The sequence below is a fragment of the Fusibacter ferrireducens genome, assembly GCF_015352425.1.
Classification (GTDB): Bacteria; Bacillota; Clostridia; order Peptostreptococcales; family Acidaminobacteraceae; genus Fusibacter_A; species Fusibacter_A ferrireducens.
Genome location: NZ_JADKNH010000001.1, coordinates 610,576 through 635,936, shown reverse-complemented (window position 1 = coordinate 635,936; position 25,361 = coordinate 610,576). Strand labels below are relative to the sequence as shown.

22 protein-coding genes are annotated in these 25,361 nt (G+C 35.0%); 20 read left to right on the top strand and 2 right to left on the bottom strand.

Annotated features, from left to right (window positions below; genetic code table 11):
• The coding region (locus ISU02_RS03025; RefSeq protein WP_194700293.1) for a transposase at positions 1-521 on the bottom strand (521 nt) is incomplete at its 3' end.
• 92 nt (positions 522-613) lie between these two features.
• On the opposite strand from ISU02_RS03025, the gene ISU02_RS03020 reads away from it, so the two are divergent.
• From ISU02_RS03020 to ISU02_RS02920, 20 genes are all read left to right on the top strand, one after another.
• Positions 614-1,150: a protein NO VEIN domain-containing protein gene (locus ISU02_RS03020; RefSeq protein ID WP_194700292.1), complete on the top strand. Its 537-nt coding sequence runs from the start codon at positions 614-616 to the stop codon at positions 1,148-1,150.
• A gap of 171 nt (positions 1,151-1,321) precedes the next feature.
• Positions 1,322-1,753 (top strand): N-acetyltransferase, encoded by a 432-nt coding sequence (locus tag ISU02_RS03015; protein ID WP_194700291.1) that lies wholly within the window; start codon positions 1,322-1,324, stop codon positions 1,751-1,753.
• 266 nt (positions 1,754-2,019) lie between these two features.
• Positions 2,020-2,442: a VOC family protein gene (locus ISU02_RS03010; RefSeq protein WP_194700290.1), complete on the top strand. Its 423-nt coding sequence runs from the start codon at positions 2,020-2,022 to the stop codon at positions 2,440-2,442.
• A 228-nt stretch (positions 2,443-2,670) separates the two neighbouring features.
• A complete protein-coding gene (locus tag ISU02_RS03005) occupies positions 2,671-3,243 on the top strand; it encodes a flavodoxin family protein (RefSeq protein WP_194700289.1) in 573 nt (190 codons plus the stop codon).
• 132 nt (positions 3,244-3,375) lie between these two features.
• Positions 3,376-3,966 carry a P-loop NTPase family protein gene (locus ISU02_RS03000; protein WP_194700288.1) on the top strand — a complete coding sequence of 197 codons (591 nt, stop codon included), beginning with the start codon at positions 3,376-3,378 and terminating at the stop codon, positions 3,964-3,966.
• Positions 3,967-4,016: 50 nt separating this feature from the next.
• Positions 4,017-4,709 carry a hypothetical protein gene (locus tag ISU02_RS02995; RefSeq protein WP_194700287.1) on the top strand — a complete coding sequence of 231 codons (693 nt, stop codon included), beginning with the start codon at positions 4,017-4,019 and terminating at the stop codon, positions 4,707-4,709.
• An 86-nt stretch (positions 4,710-4,795) separates the two neighbouring features.
• Positions 4,796-5,101, top strand: a complete 306-nt coding sequence (locus ISU02_RS02990) for a CU044_2847 family protein (protein ID WP_194700286.1) — start codon at positions 4,796-4,798, stop codon at positions 5,099-5,101.
• A gap of 4 nt (positions 5,102-5,105) precedes the next feature.
• Positions 5,106-6,734, top strand: a complete 1,629-nt coding sequence (locus ISU02_RS02985) for a S1 family peptidase (protein ID WP_194700285.1) — start codon at positions 5,106-5,108, stop codon at positions 6,732-6,734.
• A gap of 50 nt (positions 6,735-6,784) precedes the next feature.
• Positions 6,785-7,477: a M23 family metallopeptidase gene (locus tag ISU02_RS02980; protein ID WP_194700284.1), complete on the top strand. Its 693-nt coding sequence runs from the start codon at positions 6,785-6,787 to the stop codon at positions 7,475-7,477.
• A 491-nt stretch (positions 7,478-7,968) separates the two neighbouring features.
• Positions 7,969-8,979 (top strand): deoxyguanosinetriphosphate triphosphohydrolase, encoded by a 1,011-nt coding sequence (locus ISU02_RS02975; RefSeq protein ID WP_323985006.1) that lies wholly within the window; start codon positions 7,969-7,971, stop codon positions 8,977-8,979.
• Positions 8,980-9,104: 125 nt separating this feature from the next.
• Positions 9,105-10,901 (top strand): DNA primase, encoded by a 1,797-nt coding sequence (gene dnaG / locus ISU02_RS02970; protein WP_194700282.1) that lies wholly within the window; start codon positions 9,105-9,107, stop codon positions 10,899-10,901.
• Between the two features lie 27 nt (positions 10,902-10,928).
• Positions 10,929-12,149 carry an RNA polymerase sigma factor RpoD gene (rpoD, locus tag ISU02_RS02965; protein ID WP_228727702.1) on the top strand — a complete coding sequence of 407 codons (1,221 nt, stop codon included), beginning with the start codon at positions 10,929-10,931 and terminating at the stop codon, positions 12,147-12,149.
• Positions 12,150-12,296: 147 nt separating this feature from the next.
• Positions 12,297-13,049: a tRNA (adenine(22)-N(1))-methyltransferase gene (locus ISU02_RS02960; protein WP_194700281.1), complete on the top strand. Its 753-nt coding sequence runs from the start codon at positions 12,297-12,299 to the stop codon at positions 13,047-13,049.
• A gap of 14 nt (positions 13,050-13,063) precedes the next feature.
• On the top strand, positions 13,064-13,867 hold the full coding sequence (locus tag ISU02_RS02955; RefSeq protein ID WP_194700280.1) for a Nif3-like dinuclear metal center hexameric protein: 804 nt from the start codon (positions 13,064-13,066) through the stop codon (positions 13,865-13,867).
• Positions 13,868-13,880: 13 nt separating this feature from the next.
• Positions 13,881-14,423, top strand: a complete 543-nt coding sequence (locus ISU02_RS02950; protein ID WP_194700279.1) for a hypothetical protein — start codon at positions 13,881-13,883, stop codon at positions 14,421-14,423.
• A gap of 118 nt (positions 14,424-14,541) precedes the next feature.
• Positions 14,542-17,481, top strand: coding sequence for an ATP-binding protein (locus tag ISU02_RS02945; RefSeq protein WP_194700278.1), 2,940 nt, complete (start codon positions 14,542-14,544; stop codon positions 17,479-17,481).
• Positions 17,469-18,188, top strand: coding sequence for a response regulator (locus ISU02_RS02940; RefSeq protein ID WP_194700277.1), 720 nt, complete (start codon positions 17,469-17,471; stop codon positions 18,186-18,188). Before ISU02_RS02945 ends, ISU02_RS02940 begins: the two co-directional genes overlap by 13 nt.
• Positions 18,185-19,699: an HD-GYP domain-containing protein gene (locus ISU02_RS02935; RefSeq protein ID WP_194700276.1), complete on the top strand. Its 1,515-nt coding sequence runs from the start codon at positions 18,185-18,187 to the stop codon at positions 19,697-19,699. The genes ISU02_RS02940 and ISU02_RS02935 overlap by 4 nt, the downstream gene beginning before the upstream one ends.
• A 450-nt stretch (positions 19,700-20,149) precedes the next feature.
• Positions 20,150-21,040, top strand: coding sequence for a DUF2156 domain-containing protein (locus ISU02_RS02925; RefSeq protein WP_194700274.1), 891 nt, complete (start codon positions 20,150-20,152; stop codon positions 21,038-21,040).
• Positions 21,041-21,055: 15 nt separating this feature from the next.
• Positions 21,056-24,082 carry an MFS transporter gene (locus tag ISU02_RS02920; protein WP_194700273.1) on the top strand — a complete coding sequence of 1,009 codons (3,027 nt, stop codon included), beginning with the start codon at positions 21,056-21,058 and terminating at the stop codon, positions 24,080-24,082.
• Positions 24,083-24,193: 111 nt separating this feature from the next.
• Here ISU02_RS02920 and ISU02_RS02915 read toward each other — a convergent pair whose 3' ends face one another.
• The gene (locus ISU02_RS02915; protein ID WP_194700272.1) at positions 24,194-25,306 is read right to left on the bottom strand and encodes a hypothetical protein; all 1,113 of its coding nucleotides are present in this window, start codon (positions 25,304-25,306) and stop codon (positions 24,194-24,196) included.
• Positions 25,307-25,361: the final 55 nt, after the last annotated feature.

Here is a 25,361-nt window from a genome sequence, read left to right as displayed (position 1 = left end):
TCTACGAATACAAATGGGTAGAATTTCTTTAAAGGCCTATTTCTAAACTCTTGTACCAATGGAACGATTTTATCAGTTACTTTTGAAACGGTTTCGTGGCTAACTTCAAAACCATAAATGTTCTCAATTGTTGCTGAAATATCACGCTGTGATTGACCTTTTGCATACATTGAAAGAATCTTTTCTTCTATCCCTGAAATATCCTTTTGATGTTTTTGAACCACCTGTGGTTCGAAAGAAGCTTCTCTGTCTCTTGGAATATTTAGATCAAATTCACCTAATTGACTTTTTACCGTTTTGGCACTTTTCCCATTTCGTCTATTGGTTGTATGATCTATATTATTTTCACTTTTTGAGTAGCCTAGGTGTTCGTCAAGTTCCGAATTTAACATTGTTTCAAGCGTTTCAGAAAACATATCTTTTAGTGCTTCTTGAACATCAAATGCGTTCTTTAGTTCATAGTTCTGAAATAAATATTCCATTAATTCTTTGGGTGCTGGATTTCTTTTTCTTTTTGCCATTTGAAACCTCCATTTTGTCTAAGTGAATTATAACTGATTTTTCACTTTACACAAAATATCTTACACTATCGAATGGTTATCAGATCAATGAGTTGTTAAGAGAATGGGGCTTTGAAAGAGTTTATAAAGTAGATATTGATAATAGGAATGAAAGCGTCGATGCTAAAGATGATAATGCAGACATAGAGATTAAAACTAGTGAATGGGTCATTCGTAAAACAGAATTTGGATTGTTAGGAGAAGAAAAAGCTTATAAGTTTTTATGCAATAGATATAAACATGTTACAAAAGTTTTTGACTACTATGGTTATGACTTCATGTGTGAGGCGGAAAGTAAAGATTTTTATGAAGTTAAAACAATTTATGAGGAAAATTTTAAAATACATTTATCAATTAATCAACTTAATACTATGATGGAATACATAGACAATTATTATATTTTGATTGTGAGTATTTCCTCGAAGGAAAATGTTAAATACTATCAAATTCCGAGTTTCTTGCTTACCTTAGATATTCAATATGAGTGGTTTAATAAAAAGTTTGATAATGGGAACTGTTCTTTTAAATCTACAAATTTTGAAATAATTATTGAAAATGATGTCATGAGGCTATATGAAGAAAACTTTTGAACCTCGCATAACACGCCGATTCCCACCATTCCCTTTGATGTCACAGCGTCTGCAAGGCACATGCTACGCCACTTTTTCCGATAAGGCGTTGAAATGAAGGAACGTCGGAAATTGTGGGAACGTTAGGCGTACTTAATTGCTTAGAGACTATAGGAAAATAGGGGACAAAATATGATTAGACGAATGAATAATATAGATAATGAAATTAATGAAGTAATGGATATTTGGCTGGAGTCAACAATTAAAGCACATGACTTCATACCAGAAGATTATTGGCGCAAAAATTATGATATGGTAAAAGACGTGTACATACCTCAAAGTGAGACTTATTTATATATTGAAGACGGTAAAATTTTGGGATTTGTAAGTATTATAAATAAAGAATTCATCGGTGCACTTTTTGTAAGTAGACGGCAACAAGGTATGGGAATAGGTAAAAAGCTGATTGAGTTTTCAAAAGCGCTTTATAAAGTATTATCATTAGCAGTTTACAAAGAAAATTATCAAGCGGTACGATTTTATGAGAGTGTAGGTTTTAAATGTATCAGAGAGCAGTTAAATGAGGACACGAATGAAGCAGAATATATTATGAGTACGGATTAGATCAAATCGCAATAGTCTACATCTAAAACGCCAGTTAGCGAAATGCCAGTGATGACTATGAGGTGTCGATGGAACACGTATAGAGAGTGATATACGAAATAGTTCGTGAATACTTTCAGGCACTCTGTGAACCACGGGAACGTTCGCTGAAATATTCCTTCGGTTTCGAAGGGGGAGATATTCAATATGAGTGACGATATGAGATGATGAATTATGATTAGTATTCACATAAAACCATTAAAACCACTAATATCAGAGGAGGCTATATGTTACAATCAATCGTTCACATCGCATTAGTAGTAAAAGATTATGATGAAGCGATCGCATTTTATACTAAAAAATTGAATTTTGAGTTGCTTGAAGATACTTATCAACCAGAACAAAATAAACGGTGGGTAGTTGTATCTCCTCCGGGATCATCAGGAACCACTATCTTATTAGCAAGAGCATCAAATTCTACGCAGGAAGAATTCATAGGTAACCAGTCTGGTGGAAGAGTATTTTTATTTTTGAATACAGATGATTTTTGGCGAGATTACAATGAGATGGTTAGTAAGGGCATTGATTTTGTTCGTGAGCCCAAAGAAGCTGAGTATGGAACAGTAGCGGTATTTAAGGATTTATACGGGAACTTATGGGATCTGTTACAACTCAATGATGATCATCACATAGCTAAAAGAATAAAATAAAGGAAGACAAAAGCTTAAAGAACATAATTCACAATTTTGGAAAACAGATAAAGAAGATCAATACACAATTTATACTATGGAGAATCAAGTCATGGTTGGTGGGATTGTATTTACGATTTTTGGAAAATAGCTTAAGCCATATGAAGCGAAAGTTTCATGTACGGTTCTTAGGGGAGAACGGGGGCAATCCTACGGACTTGCCCGACGATTAAAGCAAATGGAGAGTGAATGAAGTTGCAGAAATGGATTGCAGTTATAGGAAGTCCACGACGTGGAAGAAATACAGAAAAACTAGTTGATATAATTATCAATGTATTGAAAGAAAAAAATATTAGTGTAGAGAAGTATTACTTAGATAGGGCGCAAATGTCACCGTGTATAAATTGTGAGTATTGTATTGAAGCCGGTCAGTGCCATATAAATGATGACATATCTAATATACTGAATGAAATTAAAATGAGTGATGGCGTTATTTTAGCAGGGCCATCCTACAATTACAATGTAACTGCACAAATGAAAGTCTTGCTGGATAGGACTTTTTCGTTGAATGATTTTACGGGTTCCGTTTGGCGTTCTAGAGTTGGAGATGGCAAGAAAGCAATTGTAGTAGGTAATTGTAAAGGCAGTTCAAAAGAATCAATGGGTTATAATACTGAAGCAATGCGAAAGGTACTCGATGAATTAGAAATTGAAGTTTTAGATGTAATTGAGTATTTTGATACTAAATTTACTCCAGTAGGTGAGAATATGAGTAAAATCAATTGTATTGAAGATAGGGTTAGAAAATCAGAAGTGCTTTGATACTTCAACTAACACAACGGTTATCGACATTCCTCTGTTGGGGATTGATCGGGGATTAATGGTGGCGTATTAAGGCATAGAAGAGCAACCGTATACCATTTTTCCGCTAAGATATTAAAAGGAGAAATGAGAATGATTCGAGGCATTGCAATTATTGGTTTAAATGGTGCTGGGAAGTCAACATTAAATCACGCATTAGCAAATCAAATAGATTATCTTGAGATGGATTTGGAGGATTACTATTTTCCTGATCAAAGAGAATCAAGAAAAGGTGCTTTAGAAAATAATATTCAAAATTATATAGAGAATATCGGTGAACTCCCTTTTGCTAACCCCAGATCAAAGCATGAAGTACAACAATCGCTTATAGAGGATATAAGTGCTCATTCTAAATTTATTATTTCAGGCGTTACGTTGAATTGGAGTGATGAAATAATTTCAAGGATCGATATTGCCTTTTGGGTTAAAACGCCACTTGATTTGAGATTAAAGAGAATTCAAACTAGAGAAGAAAAAAGATTCGGTGGAAGGGTTCTTGATGGTGGCGATATGTTTTCGCAGCAATTGGATTTTCAAAATTTAGTGAAAAAACGAGATATAAAAACAGTTGAAGAATGTGCAAAGAAACTTAATTGTCCTATTATAGAAATAGATGGCACTCTATCTGTAAAACACAATCTGGAGAAAATCATGGATCATTTAAGACTTTATAACTGTGAATAAAACTATTAATACACGTTCTAAGGTCTGCAACTGCGCAAGGAGGCATTCGAGTGAATTTAATATTAGAAAATAGCAATCAAGTTGAAAATTATACATATTTAAATGATGTATTTAATGGAATTGATAATCAGCAGGTGAATTACAATTGGCTCATATCGGATATTGAATGCAATTACTATCCAACAGAGATTTTTAGAGATCATTTGGTTTGGATAAGTGGTGAAAAATTGACCGAGATCATTAATAAATTTAGGATTCAATTTATCTGGGCTGTTTTATCAGGAATTCCTAAGTCTGTTTGCAAAGAGAATGTAGATTTTTCTGTAATGCCTTTTGCAAATGGAAACGACAATTTATGGACTGGTGAAGTTACGCTTCAACATCCGCAGGCAAAAATTGAAATTGTTTGTTGGGATAGCGAAAGTACATTACTAATAACCGATGAAGCTGGATTATCAAATAAATATTTAGAGCAATATTCAGATGCAAAGAATCTTGATGAAATGAATATTTTGACAAGTAATCAAATAAACTATATTAAATCCGTTATTGATCAATATTATGAAAAGCATGAAATGAATATAGAAAAGTCACTTTTTATGGCTTTGGTTAATTCTTGTAGAATAGAATTGTGTAGAAACAATTATAGAAGCGTTTTTACATCAAAAGATGATAAAAAAATTATTGAAACTGTTTTTAAAATCTATCGACATAAAACTTCATCCAACACACTGGTTACCTAAATCACTCCTGTGTCAATAAAAAGGATGGGTTGAGATAAATCGTGATAACGAACGTTGTGATCATATAATAGAAGAGGAGGATTCATATGAATAAGGAAATCATTAGATTAAAAGATGGGGTCTTAGTAGAGATAGAGAAAAATGAGAACTTTTCTCAAGTTTCTAATATTAAAACGCGTATGGTAGATATTACCTTCGACTCCATAAAAGATACGTTAACTAGGATTTCAAAACCTATATCTGAGATGGTTGAAAAAGATGACTCTACACTAAAAATAAGCAAAACTGAGGTAGAACTGGGGTTAAGTTTTCAAGGTGAAGGCAACATTTATATCACAAAAATAGATGCTACTGCAAACCTAAAAATCAAAATGACTTTTGAAAAGAGGTAACACTGTGATTGGTTGTATTGAAGATTCTATAGTTCTGATAGAAGACAAAAGCAATGGGAGTTTTGGAACAGGTTTTGTCATTGAAAATAATGGCAAAAACACTTTTATACTTACATGTTCACATGTACTGAGTTCTCATCCTTCGGAGGTTACAGTTGATGGCGAGTTTGCTGAAGTAATATTGAACGGTGAAAATGGTATCGACATGGCAATTATTGCTGTTAAGAGTACTAAAACTAGAACTGCTATCCCGCTGATTAGTATGGCGTCTAAGTTAATCCATAATAATGCTGAGATTTGTGGTTATACTTCATTTGATAATAATCATAAAATCAAGAAGACAATTATAGGTCACGAGTTTGTAAGAAGCGATATAATAAATGAGCAAAAAATTAAGACATCTGGGTGGGTGTTCAAATCTAAAGATGACAAAATTGATCCCGGTTATAGTGGTTCACCAGTAATCATTGATGGGAAAGCCATTGGCATTGTATCTCATAGCAATCACGAAAGAAATTATGCAATCTCAATTGAAATGCTTTCAAAATTATGGAGTTCTTATTCGAACTATCTCATTAAATATTATAGTGATTTGACGGATGCTTCAGAAATAATCGAATCCCTTCCGGATCTTAAAAGTAAGAAGGATATACTCGGTTTCATTAGCGGCGCCTTATCCAATAATGAAATTTGGAAACCTGCAAAAGTAGGTGCTGACATGTTAGTAATTCCTAGGCTTTCTAAAATGCCAGATAATATCGATAGTTTGGTGTTTGAAGGGGAACTGGAGTATAATGACACTATTACATTTGGTGTTGAGTACATAGTAGACACAAAGGTAAAATATGATCTAATGGATCTATTAGATGATAATGGTGCACGTATTGCTTTTGATAGAAGTAAAACGGCTAATCCATTTGATGAGTATAGGGAGGTTACAGTTGATGAACCCTACATCATAAGCAATCCTCAAAGCGATTCAATTAGACTAAAAGAAGTCTGCCCGAAATGTCATGGAAGAGGCTATAGTTTTGAGATCAAAAGTCAAGACGGTAAAAAAGAGCTGATTTCTGTAGAGTGTGACAAATGCCATGATGGATTTGTAGGTAGGCATTCTAGGTATTATAGGAAGATCGAAAAGAAATCTAAGGCAATCGATACTATTACCAATCAAAATAGCGAGTCATTAAATACGGAAATCTCAAATTATGTCGGTCAACCGCTTTGGGCGTCAACCCCATCTAAGATTATAAGTATTGAAAGTCCATTTCAATTTAAGTCTCAAGAGCAAAACGAATCAATGGCGCAACATTACAAGGTTATAAGAAACGATCTGATACTAAAAATGCATGATACTGAATTTTCAGTGTCGGATAAAGATATTTTGAATTTAGACCAAATCCATTGGGGTAACAAGTGTTCAATAAAGATTAATCATGAGTCTAGAAATTTTGATCATTTTAATTTCTTTGTATCCTATAAGCGATTGTATAAAATAAGTTATACAAGAGTCTATGAAGATCAACATGGTTTTTTTAATAAAAAGTCAAAGTTGTTCAATATTCGTGGAGACATATTCATCTCAGACAATGGAAATCTTGAAATAGTAAGGCATACTGAAAGCTTATTCTGACAACATGATACATCTAAATTCAATAATCAATGAAATTGAGGTAATTTTTAATGATAGATGAGATTAAATCATATATTATGGCGTTTCCACTAAGGGGTGAATGGTTAACTCCAAATACGCCGGGAACTAAAGTGCCAAGTCATGGAACCAATAAATTTGGAACACGTTATGCTGTTGATTTTATACAGGTCGATTGGAAGAGAAAAGGATGGCCTTCATATAAATTAAGCACTATTAAGTATTTGATGTTTGGCCTACCGATGGAGGCATATTATTGTTGGGAGCAGCCCATATTCTCACCTTGTGATGGGACTGTAGTTCAAGTTTGCGATGGCTATAATGAACCAAAGCGAACGAACCTATGGCGAGATATGTATCGAGCATCTGTCCATGCACGATATTTTGATGCAAGTAAAAATGATATTCAATCAATTGCAGGTAATTTTGTAATTATTAAATTTGAAGAGCGAGCATATGTCGCTTTGATTCATCTTAGAAAAGACTCTATTAGAGTTAAAGAAGGGCAAAGCATAAAAAAAGGAGCAATAATTGGAAGAGTAGGGCATTCAGGAAATTCATATATGCCACATTTGCATTTTCAGCTGATGGATAGTATTGATATCAATAAGGCACAAGGACTACCTTTTGTATTTGATAAATACGACATATATGTAGATGGTGAGTGGCAAGAAGTTAGAAATTGTATACCTAAGGGTAAAGATAGAATACGATTCATTGAATGATTTGATACTCAAAATAAAACTAGAATTATAGCTTTGAGATGAGCCGAAGACAATTATTGCTATTGACTTTCGCTCATGCTCTGTGGTTGCGAGATCAGAGTAGACTCATTTAAGGCTGATACAGAGGCTTACTTCTTTTGATTTGAGAAGTAATACCTCTTTTTTATTAAAACAACAAGATTTGAGCCGAAAGCTGTGAAGAGGGATGTTCAACCTCAAACAGCGTCAGTGAAAATTGTTTTGAGGCATCGAGAGATGGCTCAAATGTTGTTGAGTAAATCTACAGATTTTCTTTAGTCATCAAAACTTAACAATCTTTTAAACGAAAAATAGAGGAATTACGGGTATCAATGTATAATACATACTCATAGAGAAAAAGAGGAAACGATCATGGTATAGAACCATGACGCAAAAATGTGACAAGGCATTGAATAAGACATTAAATATTATATTCATTTCCTTATTTTATTTTAAAAGGTGGTGACTAAATGATCAAGTTAAGAGAAGAGCATGAAAGACTTGAACACGTACAACTTGACCCCAGAGCACAAAAAGTATCAGATTCTAAAGGAAGAAGATTAGAAGAAGAACAATGTCCTATTCGAACAGATTATCAAAGAGATCGTGATCGTATTACGCATTCAAAAGCTTTCAGAAGGCTTAAGCACAAGACGCAGGTTTTCTTATCGCCTGAGGGAGATCATTATAGGACGCGATTGACGCATACTCTGGAAGTTTCCCAAATTTCCAGAACAATTGCAGCAGCACTTAATTATAATATAGATCTTACAGAAGCAATCGCTCTTGGCCACGATCTTGGACATACGCCTTTTGGTCATTGTGGAGAAGAACGTTTAAATAAAATACATTCGACTGGGTTCAAACATAATGAGCAAAGCCTTCGAGTTGTCGATTTCTTAGAACGCAGAAACAACAGTCCCTTTGGATTGAATTTGACTTTTGAAGTGAGAGATGGTATTTTAAATCACAATGGTCCCAATTTGCCGATCACTCTTGAAGGTCAAATCGTCAAAATATGTGATCGCATTGCATATCTTAACCATGATATTGATGATGCAATTCGGGCAGATGTTCTCAAAGAATCTGAAATACCGCAGGAATTTTTATCGTCTCTAGGGGAAACGCACGGCAAGCGTATCAATACACTGATTATGGATCTCATTGAAAACAGTTATGAGAAAGACGTTATTGCCATGAGTGCAGAAAAACAAGAGGCCTTTAGTCGATTGAGAAAATTTATGTTTGAACGCGTTTACCTCAATAAAGATGCGAAAAAAGAAGAAGCCCGTGCAGAGTACATTGTAGAATCGCTTTACAATTTCTATATGCAGAACCCGGATAAAATGCCTGAAGAACGCGCTGAAGATTATCACAGAAGTGAAGGCCCAGAAGCCGTCAAGGATTATGTGGCAAGTATGTCGGATCGTTATGCGGTTAATATTTATAAAGAGATTTTCATCCCTAAATTTTGGCTCTATTAGATAGGGTTGCTAATATTTCGTGTAGGGAAAAAAATTCTTGTTAAAGTTTCATAATTTAAAAGGATTTAATCATTTGACGTCGAATAATTAAAAGAGCATGTTTTATTATTAAGAAAGGGAAATGGATGAGCGGTAAATATGAAAACAATATCTTTGATGTGATTCTAGAAAATATCAATATCATAGATGTTATCTCAAGTTATATAACGGTTGAGAGATCAGGTAAAAACCATAAAGCATTGTGTCCATTTCATTCTGAGAAAACCGCATCATTTATTATATCTGAAGATAAACAACTCTATCATTGTTTTGGATGTGGTGCAGCAGGAAATGCGATTAATTTTGTCATGAACTATGAAAATTTAGATTATATTGATGCAGTCGAATTACTTGCCGATAGATATCATGTGGATATATCCAAATTTCAAAAGGGAAATGATCAAAAAAGTTCTAGCTATTATACACAGTTTTATGATATATTAAGGGATGCGGCAATTTATTATTATAAGAATTTGCGTACAAGTGATGCAGCAATGCAATATCTTCAAAACCGCAATATTACTTTTGAAGATATCAAACAGTTTGGACTGGGGTTTTCCAACGATGCTTGGCAAGATATAATCGGTCAACTTTCCAAAAAATATGATCTAAAGAGTCTTGAGAAAGTAGGGTTAGTTATTCCTGGAAAGGATGGCAAACGCTATTATGATCGCTTTAGAAACAGAATTATGTTTCCGATCATTAATCCCAAGGGGAAGGTCATTGGGTTTGGTGGCCGAGTGATGGACGATTCTCTACCTAAGTATTTGAATTCTCCAGAAACGGAGATTTTTAATAAAAGTAAGACATTATATGGTCTCAATCTTGCAAAAAATGCGCTACAAGAAAAAAAGCAACTGATTATTGCGGAAGGTTATATGGATGTCATTGCACTTCATTTAAATGGCTTTACAAACGCTGTGGCAACTTTAGGGACTGCGCTCACAAAAGAACATGGCCGATTGATGCGTCGTTATGCAGATGAGGTTATCATTTGTTACGATTCTGATATTGCTGGACAAAAGGCGAGTTTAAGAAGTCTAGAAGTTTTACATGGCGTCATAGAAAAAGTTCGCGTTGTTGTCTTGGGTGAAAATCTTGATCCAGATGATTACCTTAAAAAATATGGCATCGAACGTTTTCAAGCTAAACTTGATCAAGCCATGACGGCGACTGAGTACAAACTCAACCACTTAAAACAAGGATTTAATCTTAATAATGAGCAAGAAAAAATTGAGTTTTTGTCTAAAGCAGTTGTCATCATTGGAGAGCTGAGCAACGAATTTGAGAAGAATCTCCACATTGAGCGTTTGAGTGATGAACTCAACGTAAATTATGATCTCGTTGCCAAAGAAGTGTATAAAGAGAACTACAATGACAGAAGTCATTATGGCTTTTCTGGTGATCAAAAGAAAAAAGAGGCTGTTAAACTCACAACGGATCGGAATAAGCATTTAGAAAATCAATTGATTGCGTTCTACATTCATAAGTTCACTCTTTTGAACGAAGAGCAAAAAAAGTTGATTCAGCAATTTCAGTTTTCAGAAGCGACTCAAGATATTATTGATTACATCATGTATTATTTTTCAATACATGATACCTTTTCAAAACAAGAAATTATTGAAAATGCAGATATCACCATCTCAACGGCACTTATTGAAATATTGGACAGTTATATTGATGAAGTAGAAGAAATTGACATAGATTTAGTACTCAACAACATACTCATAAAAAATATTGATGAAGAACTGAGCATTATCCAGCTTAAGTTGAAAACACAATTTAGTCAAGAAGTACGAGATGAATGGAGAAGATTGATTGATCTAAAAAACACCATTTTACAAAAGGTAGAAAAAAAGTCAAATTTTAAATCTAAAGAATAAGAAAAATAGCGAAAGGAGGCACTTCAATTGAACAGTAAATTGAATGCCAAACACAGAGAAACCATAAAAGCGTTAATTAAAAAAGGGAACAAGCAGGGAACACTTACTTACAAGGAAATTCAAGATAAACTTGCTCAATTCGAACTTGATAAAGATCAAATTGAAGAAGTTTTTGAAGCATTTAACGACATGAATATTTCTGTTATCACGGAATCCGAAGACGATGATGAGGACGAGGATGATGATCTTGATTTAGATGAAATTGATTTAGAAGATCTTGAGGACCTTGAAGAAATTGAAGAAATTGATTCACTTGAGGATTTAGAAGATCTTGAAGACCTCGATAAGATTAAAGATGATGACGAAGACGACGATGAAGAAGAAGAAATTAAAATTGACTTGTCATTGCCTAAAGGCATCAATATTGATGACCCCGTTAGAATGTATCTTAAAGAAATTGGGGAAGTTGCTTTGCTTTCAAGTGAAGAAGAAGTGGATCTTGCTAAACGCATGGAAAAAGGCGATGAAGATGCTAAAAAGAAACTTTGTGAAGCCAATCTGCGTCTAGTGGTAAGTATTGCCAAGAAATATGTCGGTAGAGGTATGCTATTCCTCGATCTTATTCAAGAAGGTAATTTGGGACTTATCAAAGCAGTTGAAAAGTTTGACTGGACGAAGGGTTTTAAATTTTCTACTTATGCAACTTGGTGGATTAGACAAGCGATTACTCGTGCTATTGCAGATCAAGCGAGAACCATTCGTATTCCCGTTCATATGGTTGAAACCATCAACAAGTTGATCCGCGTTCAAAGACAACTCCTTCAAGAACTCGGCAGAGAACCTATTCCAGAAGAGATTGCCAAAGAAATGGATATGCCTGTGGAGAAGGTAAGAGAAATTTTAAAAATTGCTCAAGAGCCGGTTTCCCTTGAAACGCCAATAGGTGAAGAAGAAGATTCACATCTTGGTGATTTTATACCAGATAATGACGCGCCAGCACCAGCAGATGCTGCAGCTTTTTCCATGTTAAAAGAACAACTTATGGAAGTTTTAGAAACCTTGACACCAAGAGAGCAAAAGGTTCTTAAGTTGAGATTTGGTCTTGAAGACGGTAGAGCAAGAACACTTGAAGAAGTTGGAAAAGAGTTTGATGTAACGCGTGAGAGAATCCGACAAATTGAAGCCAAAGCACTCAGAAAATTAAAACATCCAAGTAGAAGCAAAAAACTTAAGGATTATTTAGAATAAGTATCATAAAAAGTCTCATAAAGAATTCGCTTAGGCGAGTTCTTTTTTGATATAATAGACTGGTCAGAGTAGATTAAAAACAATTCGTTTGACAGGAGCAAGATTTCGACTATACCATAAAAAGAAAAAGGAACTGAGGAGTATTAAATGAATAAATATAGATTATCCCAGCGGCTAAACCAAATGGCAAAATGGCTGGATCAAGATGTGAGTATTGCAGATATTGGTACGGATCACGGTTATCTGCCTTATTGTCTTTTTGAACAAAAGAAAATTAGTCATGCTATTCTATGTGATATCAACCAAGGGCCACTTGAAAATGCAAAAAACACATTCAAAAGTTCTGACTATGTGAAATCTGCTGAATTTAGGTTGGGTTCTGGTATAGAACCTATTGAGGATGGTGAGGTTGATTATGTTATCATTGCAGGGATGGGGGGAACTTTGATCAAAAAAATACTGTCTAAGGACATCAAGAAGACCAAATCCTTCAAAGGCTTTTTTCTTCAGCCGCAAACAGAACAAGATGTTTTAAGACACTGGCTTTTAGAAAATCAATTTCAGATCATAAGTGACTTTTACGCATTTGAAGATCAAAAATACTATGAAGCACTTTACGTATTGCCACAAAACGTCAATTTAAATCCTATAGGTGTACTGTCAGTAATCCCCTCTGGACAAAGTGCGTTTAAGGTTTATGAAATTTCAAATGATTTGGAATTCGGATACAAAGTGCATCCAGATAGTCTTGAAACCTATAGGGCATATCTAGAATATAAAGCGCATAAGTACAAAATGATTTTATCTAAACTCAGTGGGAGAAATAATCCTAAAGCGATGTCATGTCAATTCAAATTACAACAAATTGAACAGTTACTCAGACACTTAAAAAAAGTATAAAAAGGGAGGCCATTATGATTACTTCAGTAAGCAAAATACTTAAATTATTAGAGCAGATAGCACCTTTGACATTGGCAGACAAATGGGACAACTCAGGTCTGCTTATAGGCAATGGGAATCGAGAAGTAGATCGAATTCTAATCGCACTTGATCTTACAGAAGAGGTTCTAGAAGAAGCGCTCGAAGCAGGTTTTGATCTCATCATAACACATCATCCCCTAATTTTTAATCCAATCAAGCAGATTACAACAGAAACACGTATTGGCAAACTCATCATCAAGTTAATTGAAAATAGAATCAGTTTAATTTCTCTTCATACGAATATGGATCGCTCTTTTGAAAAGGGGATCAACCGATATGTTGGAGAACAATTAGAATTAGAAGATATGGATCTTCTTGTGAAAGACGATGAAGATGTCGGCTATGGTGTCGTCGGTAACATCAAAACCGCTCAGCCGCTAAAAGAAGTGGTTGAAGTTTTAAAAGAAGTTTTCAATCAAGACACGCTTAAGCTTACAAATGGTGCTTTAGATAAGTCTATAAAGCGCATTGCCTTTTGCAGTGGCGCAGGTGCCGATTTTATAGATTACGCCTTAAATGCCAATGCCGATTTATACATCACTTCGGATATTAAACACCATGAGAGCCAGCTTGTGAATGGATCCTCTATGGCTTTAATCGATGTGGGGCATTATGAAAGTGAGTCCGTCTTTTTAGAGCGCCTCAAAGCGCTTTTAGATGAACAAATCGAACTTAAGAATTATGATGTGTACACAATGGTCACTGAAACTGAAAAGCCGCAGTTCAAATATGTATAAAGGAGAGCAACCCATGATAAAATTTGAAGTTAATCGCCGTAAGCAGATAATTTATGCTGCAGTCATCGCTATTGTCGCACTTATTATCATAGGCAATAATATTGTAAACATTGTTAAGCTGACTCAAATTCCCCCACAGACTATGGATATACAAGTAGAAAACACAGTTCAAACCGTAACCCTTTCGTCTTCAAAATCCGAAATAGGTATGAATGTATTTTGTTTATTAATAACGCTTGTTTTTAGTGCTGTTTATTTCTACTATGTTTTTATTGTACACAGAGCCATAGAAATTGATGAGGACTTCATTCATTTGTACCCACGTTTTAATGTCATACATATTCCGTGGTGCTCTATTAAATCAGTTCATTTGGGGTATATGCGTGATGAAGGCAGCGCCGTAGCTTTTTATAGAATGAGGATCTTCTATATTCTAGAGGGAGAGACTTTAAAACCTATTTCCATACCCTTATTGCGATTTCAAGATCATAAAGAAATTGCTGATTTGATCCAAAAAAGGTGTCATGAAAATCACATTGATTTTTTTAAAGTTTAAATGGAGGCGTTTAAGTTTAAATTGTAAAGTTAATTTAATAAAGGCTAATAAATCTTTGTCCTATTAAATTTTGGGTATCAAGTTTACGATAGATCAAATGGATGTGTAAAGGGGAGGTATGCAAACAATGATAAAATCCGTTGGTAAAGGAAAGAGAACCTCGAAGAAAAAGCACAGCTTAAGGCGTAAAATAACGACTTTTATGTTTTTAAACAGTTGCATTTCAAATTTGATTTTAAGTGTATTGGTCATCTTAATCATTGTGACTTCAGTGACTTCCTTAGGCATGGGCATATCTAACATCATTGCCAGTGATGTGGTTGGAGAGCTTGAAAATCCAATGTCTTTAGGTAAATTTGGCAATACGTCCATAGAAAGTATTGACACCAATAGTGAGCATTTTCAAAAATGGCTCAATGCCATCGGCAATAAATTTTATTTTAATATGAGTTCTGGATTTGTCATTCATACAGAAGAAGAGCTTATGGATATGGAAATGATTCCTAATGGTGGCTTTGAAAACCCAAATCAAGAGGGGCTTGCAGAATTTGAATTCGTCTTTTTGGAAATAGATTTGAATGATACAAAAGTTTTTTCAACATTGCCTAAGAACATGAATATTGAAGATCCAGTAAATAATCCGTTGGGATCTCATTTTTTCTATGTTTCTAAAAAGGATTTCAGAAACACCTCCGGAGAAAACATTGGCACTGTAAAAGTGATGTTCAATCCCTACATTCTAGTCGGAATCACATTTATTTTAATCTGTATTTTTATTTTTGCCACATTGCTTTCGAATATTGTTTCTTTTTTTATGAGTAAAATTATGGCAAAATCACTGACAAATCCACTCCATGAACTTCAAGTGAAATTAAATAATTTAGCAGATGGCGATATAGAGTCTGCTTTCAATAGTGAAGTTATCTTTAAAAAACCGATGGTGGAAATAGAAAATCTTGCTTCGGCAACAAATATGATCATAGAAAAAATGAAGGATTATACAGAAAAGCTAGAAGATCATCGTATTGAGTTGACGGCACAAAATGAAGAACTTGAGGAAAAGGGTACTCATTTGATTTTAATCAACAATCAACTGGAGGCCATGAATATTCAAATGAAAGATATTTTGGATAATGTGGGACAGGGCTTTTTAAGATTTGATGAAAATTTGATTATTCACAGCGGTTACTCTCAAGAATGCATGGGCATATTCAAAAATAACATTTCAAATCAATTTTTTTCTAAACTAATTTTTCCAGACGATCCAGAACAAGCTGATTTTGTGGATGAACTTCTTTTGAAAATTCTCAGAGGAGATCCAACTGAGACCAAGCTCTATTTGCCATTATTGCCAGATGAGGTTCAACTTAATGAGCATATCATTAAGATTGATTATAGACTTTCCAAACAAATGACACATAAAAAGTCAATGGTGGTTATTCTAACAGATATTACTGAGAAAAGAAAACTAGAAGCTCAAATGGATAAAGAACAACATATTTTAAAAATGGTGGTTAAAGCTTTGGTTAACCGTTCTATGTTCGTTGAAGTGGCCGAGAATTTCGAACAATTTATGACCGAAGGCATTGAAAACAAATGGCAATTCACTCAAAACCAAGATGAAAACTTACAATACATCATGCGTCAATTGCATACTTTCAAAGGCAATTTTAGTCAGTTTGACGTGGTTCAATTATCGGAAGCACTTCACACTGCTGAAAATCAACTTTTGGGCATTATCCAAAATGAAGGCGTTTGCAATTTTGGTGATTGTTTAGATGCCAATGCACTTATAACAGCCTACCATCATGACGTTGACATCATAAAAAACTATGTTGGCGAAGACTATATGTTGCAAGAAGACTATTTTTTGATTGAGAGATCTCGTATTGTTGAAATAGAACACAAAATGCAATCTCTTTTATCTGAACAGGATTGTAGAATTTTATTGCCAGAGATAAGGAGTCTCTGTTATAAGCCCATTAAAGAGCTCTTTAAAATGTATCCCGAATATACACTTAAACTCGCTGAACGGTTGGATAAAACCATTCATAATTTTGAAATTGAATCCGAAAATATTTTAGTGGATGAAATCAGATTCCAAGATTTTATTAAAAGCATGGTGCACGTGTTTAGAAATGCTGTAGATCACGGCATTGAATTGCCTGATGACCGAGTTGACAGTGGAAAAGATATGATGGGGACCATCAAATGTGCCATTAAACAACGAGATGAATCTCTAGAAATCGTGATAGAAGATGATGGCAAGGGCATTGATTTAGAACTGATCAAAGAGAAGCTCTTAAGTTCAGGGGTAGATCAGGATCAAATTGATGCCATGAGTGAACCCGTTTTGCTTTCTAAGATATTTGACGATAATTTTTCCACTAAAAAGGAAGTGTCTTTATTCTCAGGACGCGGTGTTGGCTTATCTGCAGTGAAGAAAGAAGTTGAAGCACTTGAAGGCACGATTCAGATAAACTCTAAGTTTGGCATAGGGACTACTTTTGTGTTCACTCTGCCTCTACAAGAAAAAACAGATGTTCATACGATCATGCCAATGAATCTCATGGAAGCTTTAGCGAGCACATCAGCGGATTATTTAAGAAATCAAGTGGAGGATCATACCATAACCACTTTTACTGAAATAATGAGTTCTAAAAAAATAGAATTAAAGCAATTGACGGCACTTGTCAGTCTTAAAGGCGTCATCAATGCCCTCATTATGATCAGCGTTAATCAACCTTTAGCTAGGAAGCTGGCGCAGAGTTTCCTAATCAAAATAAAAGAGGATGAGGATATTGAGCCCTATATTGAAGATGTCCTTGCAGAAATTGCAAATACTGTACTTGGAAATACTCTGGGTCGATTAGATGATACAAGTGAATTCCTACACATGGGCATTCCAGCGATCATTTCGAACAAAGGGGCCTATGTCAAATATACAGAGGCCGAAATTTTAACTTCCAACCTGCACTATGAACAATACGAATGGAGTGTACACATGATCCAACTTGAAAATAATCATATTGAGGAGGAATCCCTATGGCAAGAATAATGATTGTAGACGATTCAACAGTAATGAGATTAAACCTAAAAAAAATACTGACAAGTGTTGGACATACCATTGTTGCTGAAGCGCAAAATGGCAAAGAGGCTTGTTTACTTTATGAAAAACTTAAACCTGAATTGGTGACAATGGACATTTCAATGCCTGTGATGACTGGTGTAGAGGCTACAAAGGCCATTATCAGCAAATTTCCTGATGCAACGATTGTTATGATCAGTGCTCTTAACCAAAAGAAAATGGTCTATGAGGCTTTAAAAAATGGTGCTCGACATTATATCATAAAACCCATAGATCAAGAAAAGGTCATCAGTGTGCTCAGCGAGGTTCTAATGACAGATAATACAACACCCGTTGAAGATATCGACGAAATTAGAAAAGAAGCATTGGAACAACACCCTAAGGAAGGTTTTGCAGTGGAAAATATAAACGGCAAATTTTTCATTAGAATCAAATCCCATTTCAATGCTGAAGACATGGATAAACTCAATATGACTTTACAGGGTATTAAGTATATAAAACCCTTAAATATATGTCTTGATTTTGGTCAATTAGACGCGCTTGACGACACTTTTTTGAACCAACTGGTTATTTATGCAAAAGAGGTCATTGAACTGGGAGGCGCGTATGAATCTATCGCAGAAAATTTAGAGTTTAAACGTCTATTGAATCAAAAAGAGGAGAATTTTCTGAAATGAAAAATAATGTGCTTTTGATATCTAAAAATCAATTGCTGTTTGAACAGCTTAAGACACGCATGGATCTAACTCAATATACTTTAACTCAAACAAACGTGAGTGATATTATGCAAAAATCTTTTTTGTTATCACCCTTTTATATTTTTGTTGACCTTGATGATCTCAGTGAGCAAATGATACAAGTCATTAAAACCATCAATGATCTTGATTTTATTCCAGTGCTTTATATTGGTGAGTTATCGTCGGCAAAGAGGATGGCACATTCTTTGGAAAACGAATTGATACTCTCTGTAAATGAATTTATTTTGCAATCCAATTTACTTTTGAAACAAGGGTTACAGTTTAAAAACCAATACGATAAAGTTTCTCAAGCTTATGATACAATGGACGCGCTGTCCACTGATACCAAAAGCATTATGGCACATTACTTAGAACATGATACAACTATGCCAGCAAAGCTTTATAATGACATCATCAATAGCATTTTTATGGACAATCCTCTTTTAAACAATAAACCTCAATATATTTGGATTTTGATAAAGAATAAAGATCTATACAGAGCACATTTATACGATAGAGCAAGACCAAATGATCAATACGTCCATAAGAATATATGTGAAGTTCCCATTAATCACTCTTTTGGATTTAATGTATTTGCAGAAAATGGCTTTAAAGTCAATATGTTTGAATCTCATTTATCTGATATTGATTCTACCTCAAAGACGCTTCCAGAAGAGATGCTAAATCAAATGCCTGCAATAGAAAACTTTGCAGGTTATGGTCTAGATCAAATTGTGGTCATTGGCTGTAATTACACTGAATTTGTAAGTAGTTACGAGACTTCTATTTTAAAATCTGCCACTGTGACCTTGGACTTATTAGAAAATATCCAGACAAAAATCGCAGAAGTAGAAGGCGCATTTAACTATACATTAGATGCGCTTGCAAGGGCGGCAGAAGCCAGTGATGATTCCACGGGACAACATATTAGAAGGGTTAATGAGTATTCAAAGTTTATTGCCATGGCATTGGGACTTGAAAGCAACTTTGTAAAAGAAATTTCAAACAGTGCGCAGATGCACGATGTGGGGAAAATTTATGTGGATCATAATATTTTGAGAAAAAAAGGACCTTTAAGCGAAGATGAATTTCAAGAAATGAAATTGCATACGATTTATGGGGAACGCATCGTGGGTGCATCAGATTACTTAAAAATGGCCTCGGAGATTGCATTGAATCATCATGAAAAATTTGATGGTAGCGGCTACCCGAATCACAAACGAGGAGAGGAAATACCACTTTCAGCGCGAATTGTTTCACTTGCAGATATTTACGATGCTCTAAGAAGTCCAAGATCCTATAAACCGGGTTTCTCACATGAAGAGGCTTATAACATCATCGTAAATGGTGATGGTCGCGTCGAGCCACATCACTTTGATCCTAATATCTTAGAAGTTTTTAAGAATAATCACTTGGTTTTTAAAAAAATTTTTGAAAGAGAATCACTTTGATCTGAAGTGATTCTCTTTTAGTAAAAACAACCTTTTTTATACTAAAATGATTTGCCATAGACTGAATAATACATAGCAATTGCCCTGATCTTGGCGATATAAAATGTCTAGAGCACAATTTGTATCGCATAAGATATCATGATAAATGATATACTAAATTTATACCAATCATCTAACAAATTTAATATTGAATGAATCGTCAGAGTGTCAAAAGCCAATTTTGAATCTATCTGCCATGGTATGATGTCGTTTACATAAAGTGAGCGACTGGGCATACTGTAGAGCATCCATTCAAAGTAAACTTCTGACACTCTAACCATACTCATGTCCATAAATAGCTTATAAGATTTTCTATATATGTTCTATGGATTTTTTTTTTGAATCAGATGAACCTATAGGGGTATAAAATTCTTACAGATCGATTGTGATCAAAAAGGGGGAAGTGATTATGTGGATTGGAAGTCAATATCATTTGAAGACAAAACAATTATTGAAGAAATGATCCAATTAAAACCTTATCCATTAAGTGACTATAATTTTACACATATGAATATTTGGCAGAATGCTTTTAAGTTATCTTTTACAATTACAAACGGCAACCTCATCGTCAGGGGTAAAGATCCCATCTCAAATGAAGATTATATTTATATGCCTATGGGCATAGGCAATTTACAAACATCTATTGACAGTATAAGGTCTGAGTTTAAACGTTGGCACAAGCCGTTGATCATCAAAGCTCTAACACCAAAAATGATGTCTGAGATAAGAACTTTAAACATTCCCTGTTCTAATTTTACGTTTAATAGGAATGAATACGAATATATATATAAGACCAAGCATATTGCTGAATACAGTGACAAGAATCTGAGGCGCAAGCGAGAGCTCTGTAGGCATTTTGAATCGAACTATATCTATGAATTTATCAGGTATGAAACTGAACACCATCAACTGGTGTTGGACTTAATCGAAAAATGGCATGAAAATAGAGAGGATGACGGGTTTATTGTAAAGTCTGAGAAAGAAGGCATTCTCAAAATATTGAATCGTTTTGACCAACTAACTTGTGAAGGTTTTTTACTCATCATATCGGGAGAAGTCGTTGGGTTTATCATCGCTGAATCATTGACGGCTGATATTTTATTGATTCATTATGAAAAGGGCCTAAGAGCTTACAAGGGCGTTTATGACATTCTAAAACGCAACGTATCTCGCTACTATCAATCTGAGTTTAAATACATCAGTTTAGAGGAAGATATGGGAATCAAAGGTCTTCGGATTGCCAAGGAACTGTATAGACCAAATCATTTAATTTCTAAGGGGACGATCACATTTATGGACTAGGGGGCGCTTAATTATATGAAACAATACTATTCTAAAAGGACTGTTCTATCATTTTTCCTTATCTTTCTCATTTCAATAATTGGCGTGAGTTTTACTTACTCCAATTTTAAGTTTAACCCTTTTGAAAGTATTCAGTTGACGAATACTTCTGCTGTGAGTTTGGGAGAAGACGACAGCATTTTCATCGTCAACAATTCTAACCGAGCCATCAGTAAAATAGCCAACAATGATCATTTAATTTATACCATTGAAGGTGGCAAAAGAAACGCAGAGAGCTTTTACACTGCAAATGAGATTGAAACAGATGAAAATGGCAATTTATATGTGCTTCACAGCAGATGGGATGATACCGGATCATACCTTGAAACTGAAACAATCAGTGCTTTTGACAGCACTGGTAAATTTGTAAAACAGATTTTTAAGTTACCTGATGAGACACAGTCGAAACTTACACCGACCATGCGTGGGTTAAAATATTTTGAAGAACATCTCTATTGGTATGTTCTCGTTGATGCGGGAATTGCACTTTATTCTGATGAATCAGAAGATCAAATTGGCTTTTATCCTCTTGAACGGGCAGATCAAATTGTACAGGATATAGATCTGATCGACAAAACACATTGGGTTTACGCTTCTAAGCAGGGCTTCATTCAACAGATTGATTTAGACACTATGAAAACAGAGATGCTCTTTGATGCAAGAGTGTCCAATCAGGCGCGGCCCTCTAGTATATGGGGGATTCAATATGATGCGTACTCAAAGTCATTGTATTTTAACGATCTTGGACAATTCGGCATCTTTAAAGTGAGTGAAGCTCACAGCGAAAAAGCTATAGAACAGATATTTGCAAGCGAAGACTATAGCACAGTCAATGATGAGGTATACTATAACTTTGATATTTCTAAAAAGAACTATATTGCGGTTAATGGGGATCATATTGTACTTAAATCCGCAAATGGGACTTATACCAGCGTTTCAGAACTCAGACCATCTAATTTTATTTTAACTTTAAGACTTCTATTATGGTTTTTTATCCTTCTTTTCGCTATGAGCACGTATTTTTTAATAAAGTGGCTCTTAAGAGATGTCTTAAAGGAAGGGATTCCAAAGCAAGTTAAAAAGACAACTGCTATTATCTTGGTCGTATTGATTGCAACGATTCTAACATCATCTCTTGCCATTAATTTCTACAACGAGATTTTAGTAGAGCAAGCGACCAATAATTTAAGGTTACTTGTTCAAAGTTCAAAATTTGTCATACACGGCGATGCTGTTGATGCCATTAAACGCCCATATGACTTTTACAGTGATGATTATCAAGTGGTTTATGATGATCTGCAGCGGATGGTCAACTATAACGAAGAAGTTTGGGATGAAAATCTCTATACAGCACTCTATACCATTTCAAACGATCGCTATTATGCACTTATGTACAACGATAACAGCATAACGCCTTATTATACATTTAACGCTTGGACAGATGATCCTTACTACAACTATTTTTATGATGCCTTTCAAGGCGAAATTACTCACGGCACTGAAACCGATGCTGACGGTGATTGGCTATTTGCCATGGGGCCTGTTTACAATTCAAAAGATGAGATCGTTGCAATCATTGAGGTTGGAATGAATAAATACATTTTTGATGAATGGAACAAGCATATTGTCAATAAAATCATTATAGATATCATTTCAATTGTCATTATCATCGTCTTGTTGATTTCTGAAATTACATTTCTGTCCACTTGGCTTGAGAAGAGGAAGGCAAGTCGGCTAGGTGCTATATCAACAAGTGTGGTTGATTCAAGTCAAGACTTTAATGCGCTGAATGCCATTAGAACTTTGGCGTTATTGACATATATTGTTATTTTCATGTGTACGGCATTCATCCCCCTAATGGCTAAGTCCATCTACAGCCCCATTGGTAATTTGTCCATGTCTATGGCAATTGGGCTTCCGATCTTTATGGAAGTGCTCTTTGCAGCGGTTACCATTGTCGTTGCTGGTTTCATTGCCGAAAAAAAGGGTTGGAAACTCATCTTCTATTTGGGCATTATCATCTTAATTGGAACAGCCATAGCCACTGCGCTGACGCGATCACTTTTGGTCTTTATTGTGATCAGAGGGATTGCAGGCATTGGCAATGGATTTATCCAAATGACTATGCATGCTTTTGTCAACACGGGCAAAACTGTTGCTCAAAGGAATGAAACTTTTGCAAATATGATGTCGGGTGCTATTGCAGGGGTCAATCTAGGTGTTGTCTTTGGAGCAAATCTAGTGGACAAAGTAGGGTATTTTAACGTTTTCTATGTTATGGCTGGGTTTGGCGTCGTTGCCATATTGTTTGAACGCTTATTCCTAAGACATTATGAAACCATGGAATTTAAAATTGAAGAAGTAGCAGATGGAACAGAAACGGACTCTATTTTACAAGAAGAGAAAATATCTGCACGCTATTATTTCTCTAGAAAGAGTATACTGGCATTTCTCACGCTGATACTTGTACCGGCATTGCTGTGCTACATGTATTTAGAATATTTCTTCCCATTATTTGCGGAAACAAAAGGTCTATCCACTTCAATGATTGGGATCGTCTTTTCACTTTATGGCCTGTTCATTGTCTACTTTGGACCTTCGATGAGCACCTTCACTGAAAAGACCTTTGGCGTCAAAAATGCCTCTGCCATTGCCAGCATCTTAACGGGTACTTCATTGCTTGTATATGCAGTTACTGGAACACTTGCAGGAGCCATATTTGCCGTATTAATTTTGGCAATTTCAGATAGTTTTGGAGATACGGTTTATACCACCTATTTCTTAGCGATTAAAGAATCTCAAAAAATAGGCAAATCCATTGCAGCAGGCTATTTAGAATTTTTCTCCCAGATTGGGAAAATGCTTGGTGCACTTGCTTTTGGGGTTGCAATTGGCTTTGGAGAGCAATTGGGGATTGGCATAATCGGTGTGATTACCGTTGGATTTGGATTGATATTTATCCCCATTGGTTCAAAGGTCGTCATATCCGATACAGAGGATTAAATGGCTTACCCGTGTTAACACATCAAAAAGACTCGTTGATAAGTCTGTCCGCAATAGACAGATGTCAACGAGTCTTTCTTTTTACAGCTAAAAGTGTTTATATGAGCTGAATTATGGTCTGCCCATGAGTTCATAAAGCGCCTCGATCTGATCTGGTGAAGGCAATTTAAGCGGGTAGTTTATAGGGAGAAAATCAGGATTTTCCAAACCATTGTAATTGGCCAGTGTATAGGCATATTTTTCATTGCCGTAGGTTTCAAGTGCTATTTTATATAAGTAATCTCCAGGAGGCACAATATAGATGGTATAAGCGTTGTGCATTTTTTTTTGGGGCTCAACTGAAACTGGAGGCGTGTCTATTACTGGAACGTAGACCGAAATGGTTTCTGTCTCTTCCACGACTTCACTGTAGGGATCATTGTAGTGGACAATGCCAATGGCCTTTTTAACATAGGGCTTATTGTGTTCTGCTGTTGTTCTCGAAAATAACGTCATGCCATAAATCATGATAATGAGCAGAAACGAAAAATACACTAATATTCTAAAGTGGCTTTTTATCCATAGAACAATCACCAACAGTTTTTCATAAATCCAAGGTTCTCTATGCTCGTTTATGGCACTTAAGAAAACTTTATAATCTGCAAGCATACTGACATAATCTTTATATAATCCAGCCTCGCAATTCATAATGAAAACATTGAGTTCATCATGATCTTCAGTTAACCCCTCAACTAAAGTCGCTATTTTTTTCTGAACCGATTTGAATTGATCAAAAGAATCTGGATTAAGTAAATCTAAGGTGACATTAAAATGCACGTTTTTATTTTTATCGACTCTCAAATTATCAGAGTTTATAAGTGTATATTTTATGAAATTGGGTAAAGTAGTATCAAGTGAGAGTTTTGCCAATAATTTCAGTATAAAATCTTTTTTCTCAGCATCATTAAAGTGAATATGACTAATTGCGAGTTCCTCAGTGTAATCTTTAAAGACAAGATAAAGATCGCCAAAATCAACGAAAGATTCAACAAAAGGTAGTATTTGACTAAAATGATCTATGCATTTTAAATAGTATTTGATAAGGGCTCTGTCTTTGATTTGATGAATTCTATAGTGAGCCTCTTGATCTTTAAGCGGTTCTAAACATCTGTATATCGTCACATTTGCATTTGAAGAAACAACATCCACAACTATGTATTTATCAGAAATAAGAGCACTTTGCATCAAATCACCTCCAAACTATATGTTACTTATATCACTTTATTGAAAAAATAAACGA

What these genes read in the sequence shown, in the direction of transcription:
- ISU02_RS02960 (WP_194700281.1), top strand. Translation starts at nt 12,297, where the DNA reads ATGAATAAATATAGATTATCCCAGCGGCTAAACCAAATGGCAAAATGG.
- ISU02_RS02935 (WP_194700276.1), top strand. Translation starts at nt 18,185, where the DNA reads ATGAAAAATAATGTGCTTTTGATATCTAAAAATCAATTGCTGTTTGAA.
- ISU02_RS02915 (WP_194700272.1), bottom strand. Translation starts at nt 25,306, where the DNA reads ATGCAAAGTGCTCTTATTTCTGATAAATACATAGTTGTGGATGTTGTT.
- ISU02_RS02945 (WP_194700278.1), top strand. Translation starts at nt 14,542, where the DNA reads ATGCAAACAATGATAAAATCCGTTGGTAAAGGAAAGAGAACCTCGAAG.
- ISU02_RS02955 (WP_194700280.1), top strand. Translation starts at nt 13,064, where the DNA reads ATGATTACTTCAGTAAGCAAAATACTTAAATTATTAGAGCAGATAGCA.
- dnaG (WP_194700282.1), top strand. Translation starts at nt 9,105, where the DNA reads ATGAGCGGTAAATATGAAAACAATATCTTTGATGTGATTCTAGAAAAT.
- ISU02_RS02980 (WP_194700284.1), top strand. Translation starts at nt 6,785, where the DNA reads ATGATAGATGAGATTAAATCATATATTATGGCGTTTCCACTAAGGGGT.
- ISU02_RS03015 (WP_194700291.1), top strand. Translation starts at nt 1,322, where the DNA reads ATGATTAGACGAATGAATAATATAGATAATGAAATTAATGAAGTAATG.
- ISU02_RS03000 (WP_194700288.1), top strand. Translation starts at nt 3,376, where the DNA reads ATGATTCGAGGCATTGCAATTATTGGTTTAAATGGTGCTGGGAAGTCA.
- ISU02_RS03010 (WP_194700290.1), top strand. Translation starts at nt 2,020, where the DNA reads ATGTTACAATCAATCGTTCACATCGCATTAGTAGTAAAAGATTATGAT.
- ISU02_RS02990 (WP_194700286.1), top strand. Translation starts at nt 4,796, where the DNA reads ATGAATAAGGAAATCATTAGATTAAAAGATGGGGTCTTAGTAGAGATA.
- ISU02_RS02950 (WP_194700279.1), top strand. Translation starts at nt 13,881, where the DNA reads ATGATAAAATTTGAAGTTAATCGCCGTAAGCAGATAATTTATGCTGCA.
- ISU02_RS02940 (WP_194700277.1), top strand. Translation starts at nt 17,469, where the DNA reads ATGGCAAGAATAATGATTGTAGACGATTCAACAGTAATGAGATTAAAC.
- ISU02_RS03005 (WP_194700289.1), top strand. Translation starts at nt 2,671, where the DNA reads ATGAAGTTGCAGAAATGGATTGCAGTTATAGGAAGTCCACGACGTGGA.
- ISU02_RS02920 (WP_194700273.1), top strand. Translation starts at nt 21,056, where the DNA reads ATGAAACAATACTATTCTAAAAGGACTGTTCTATCATTTTTCCTTATC.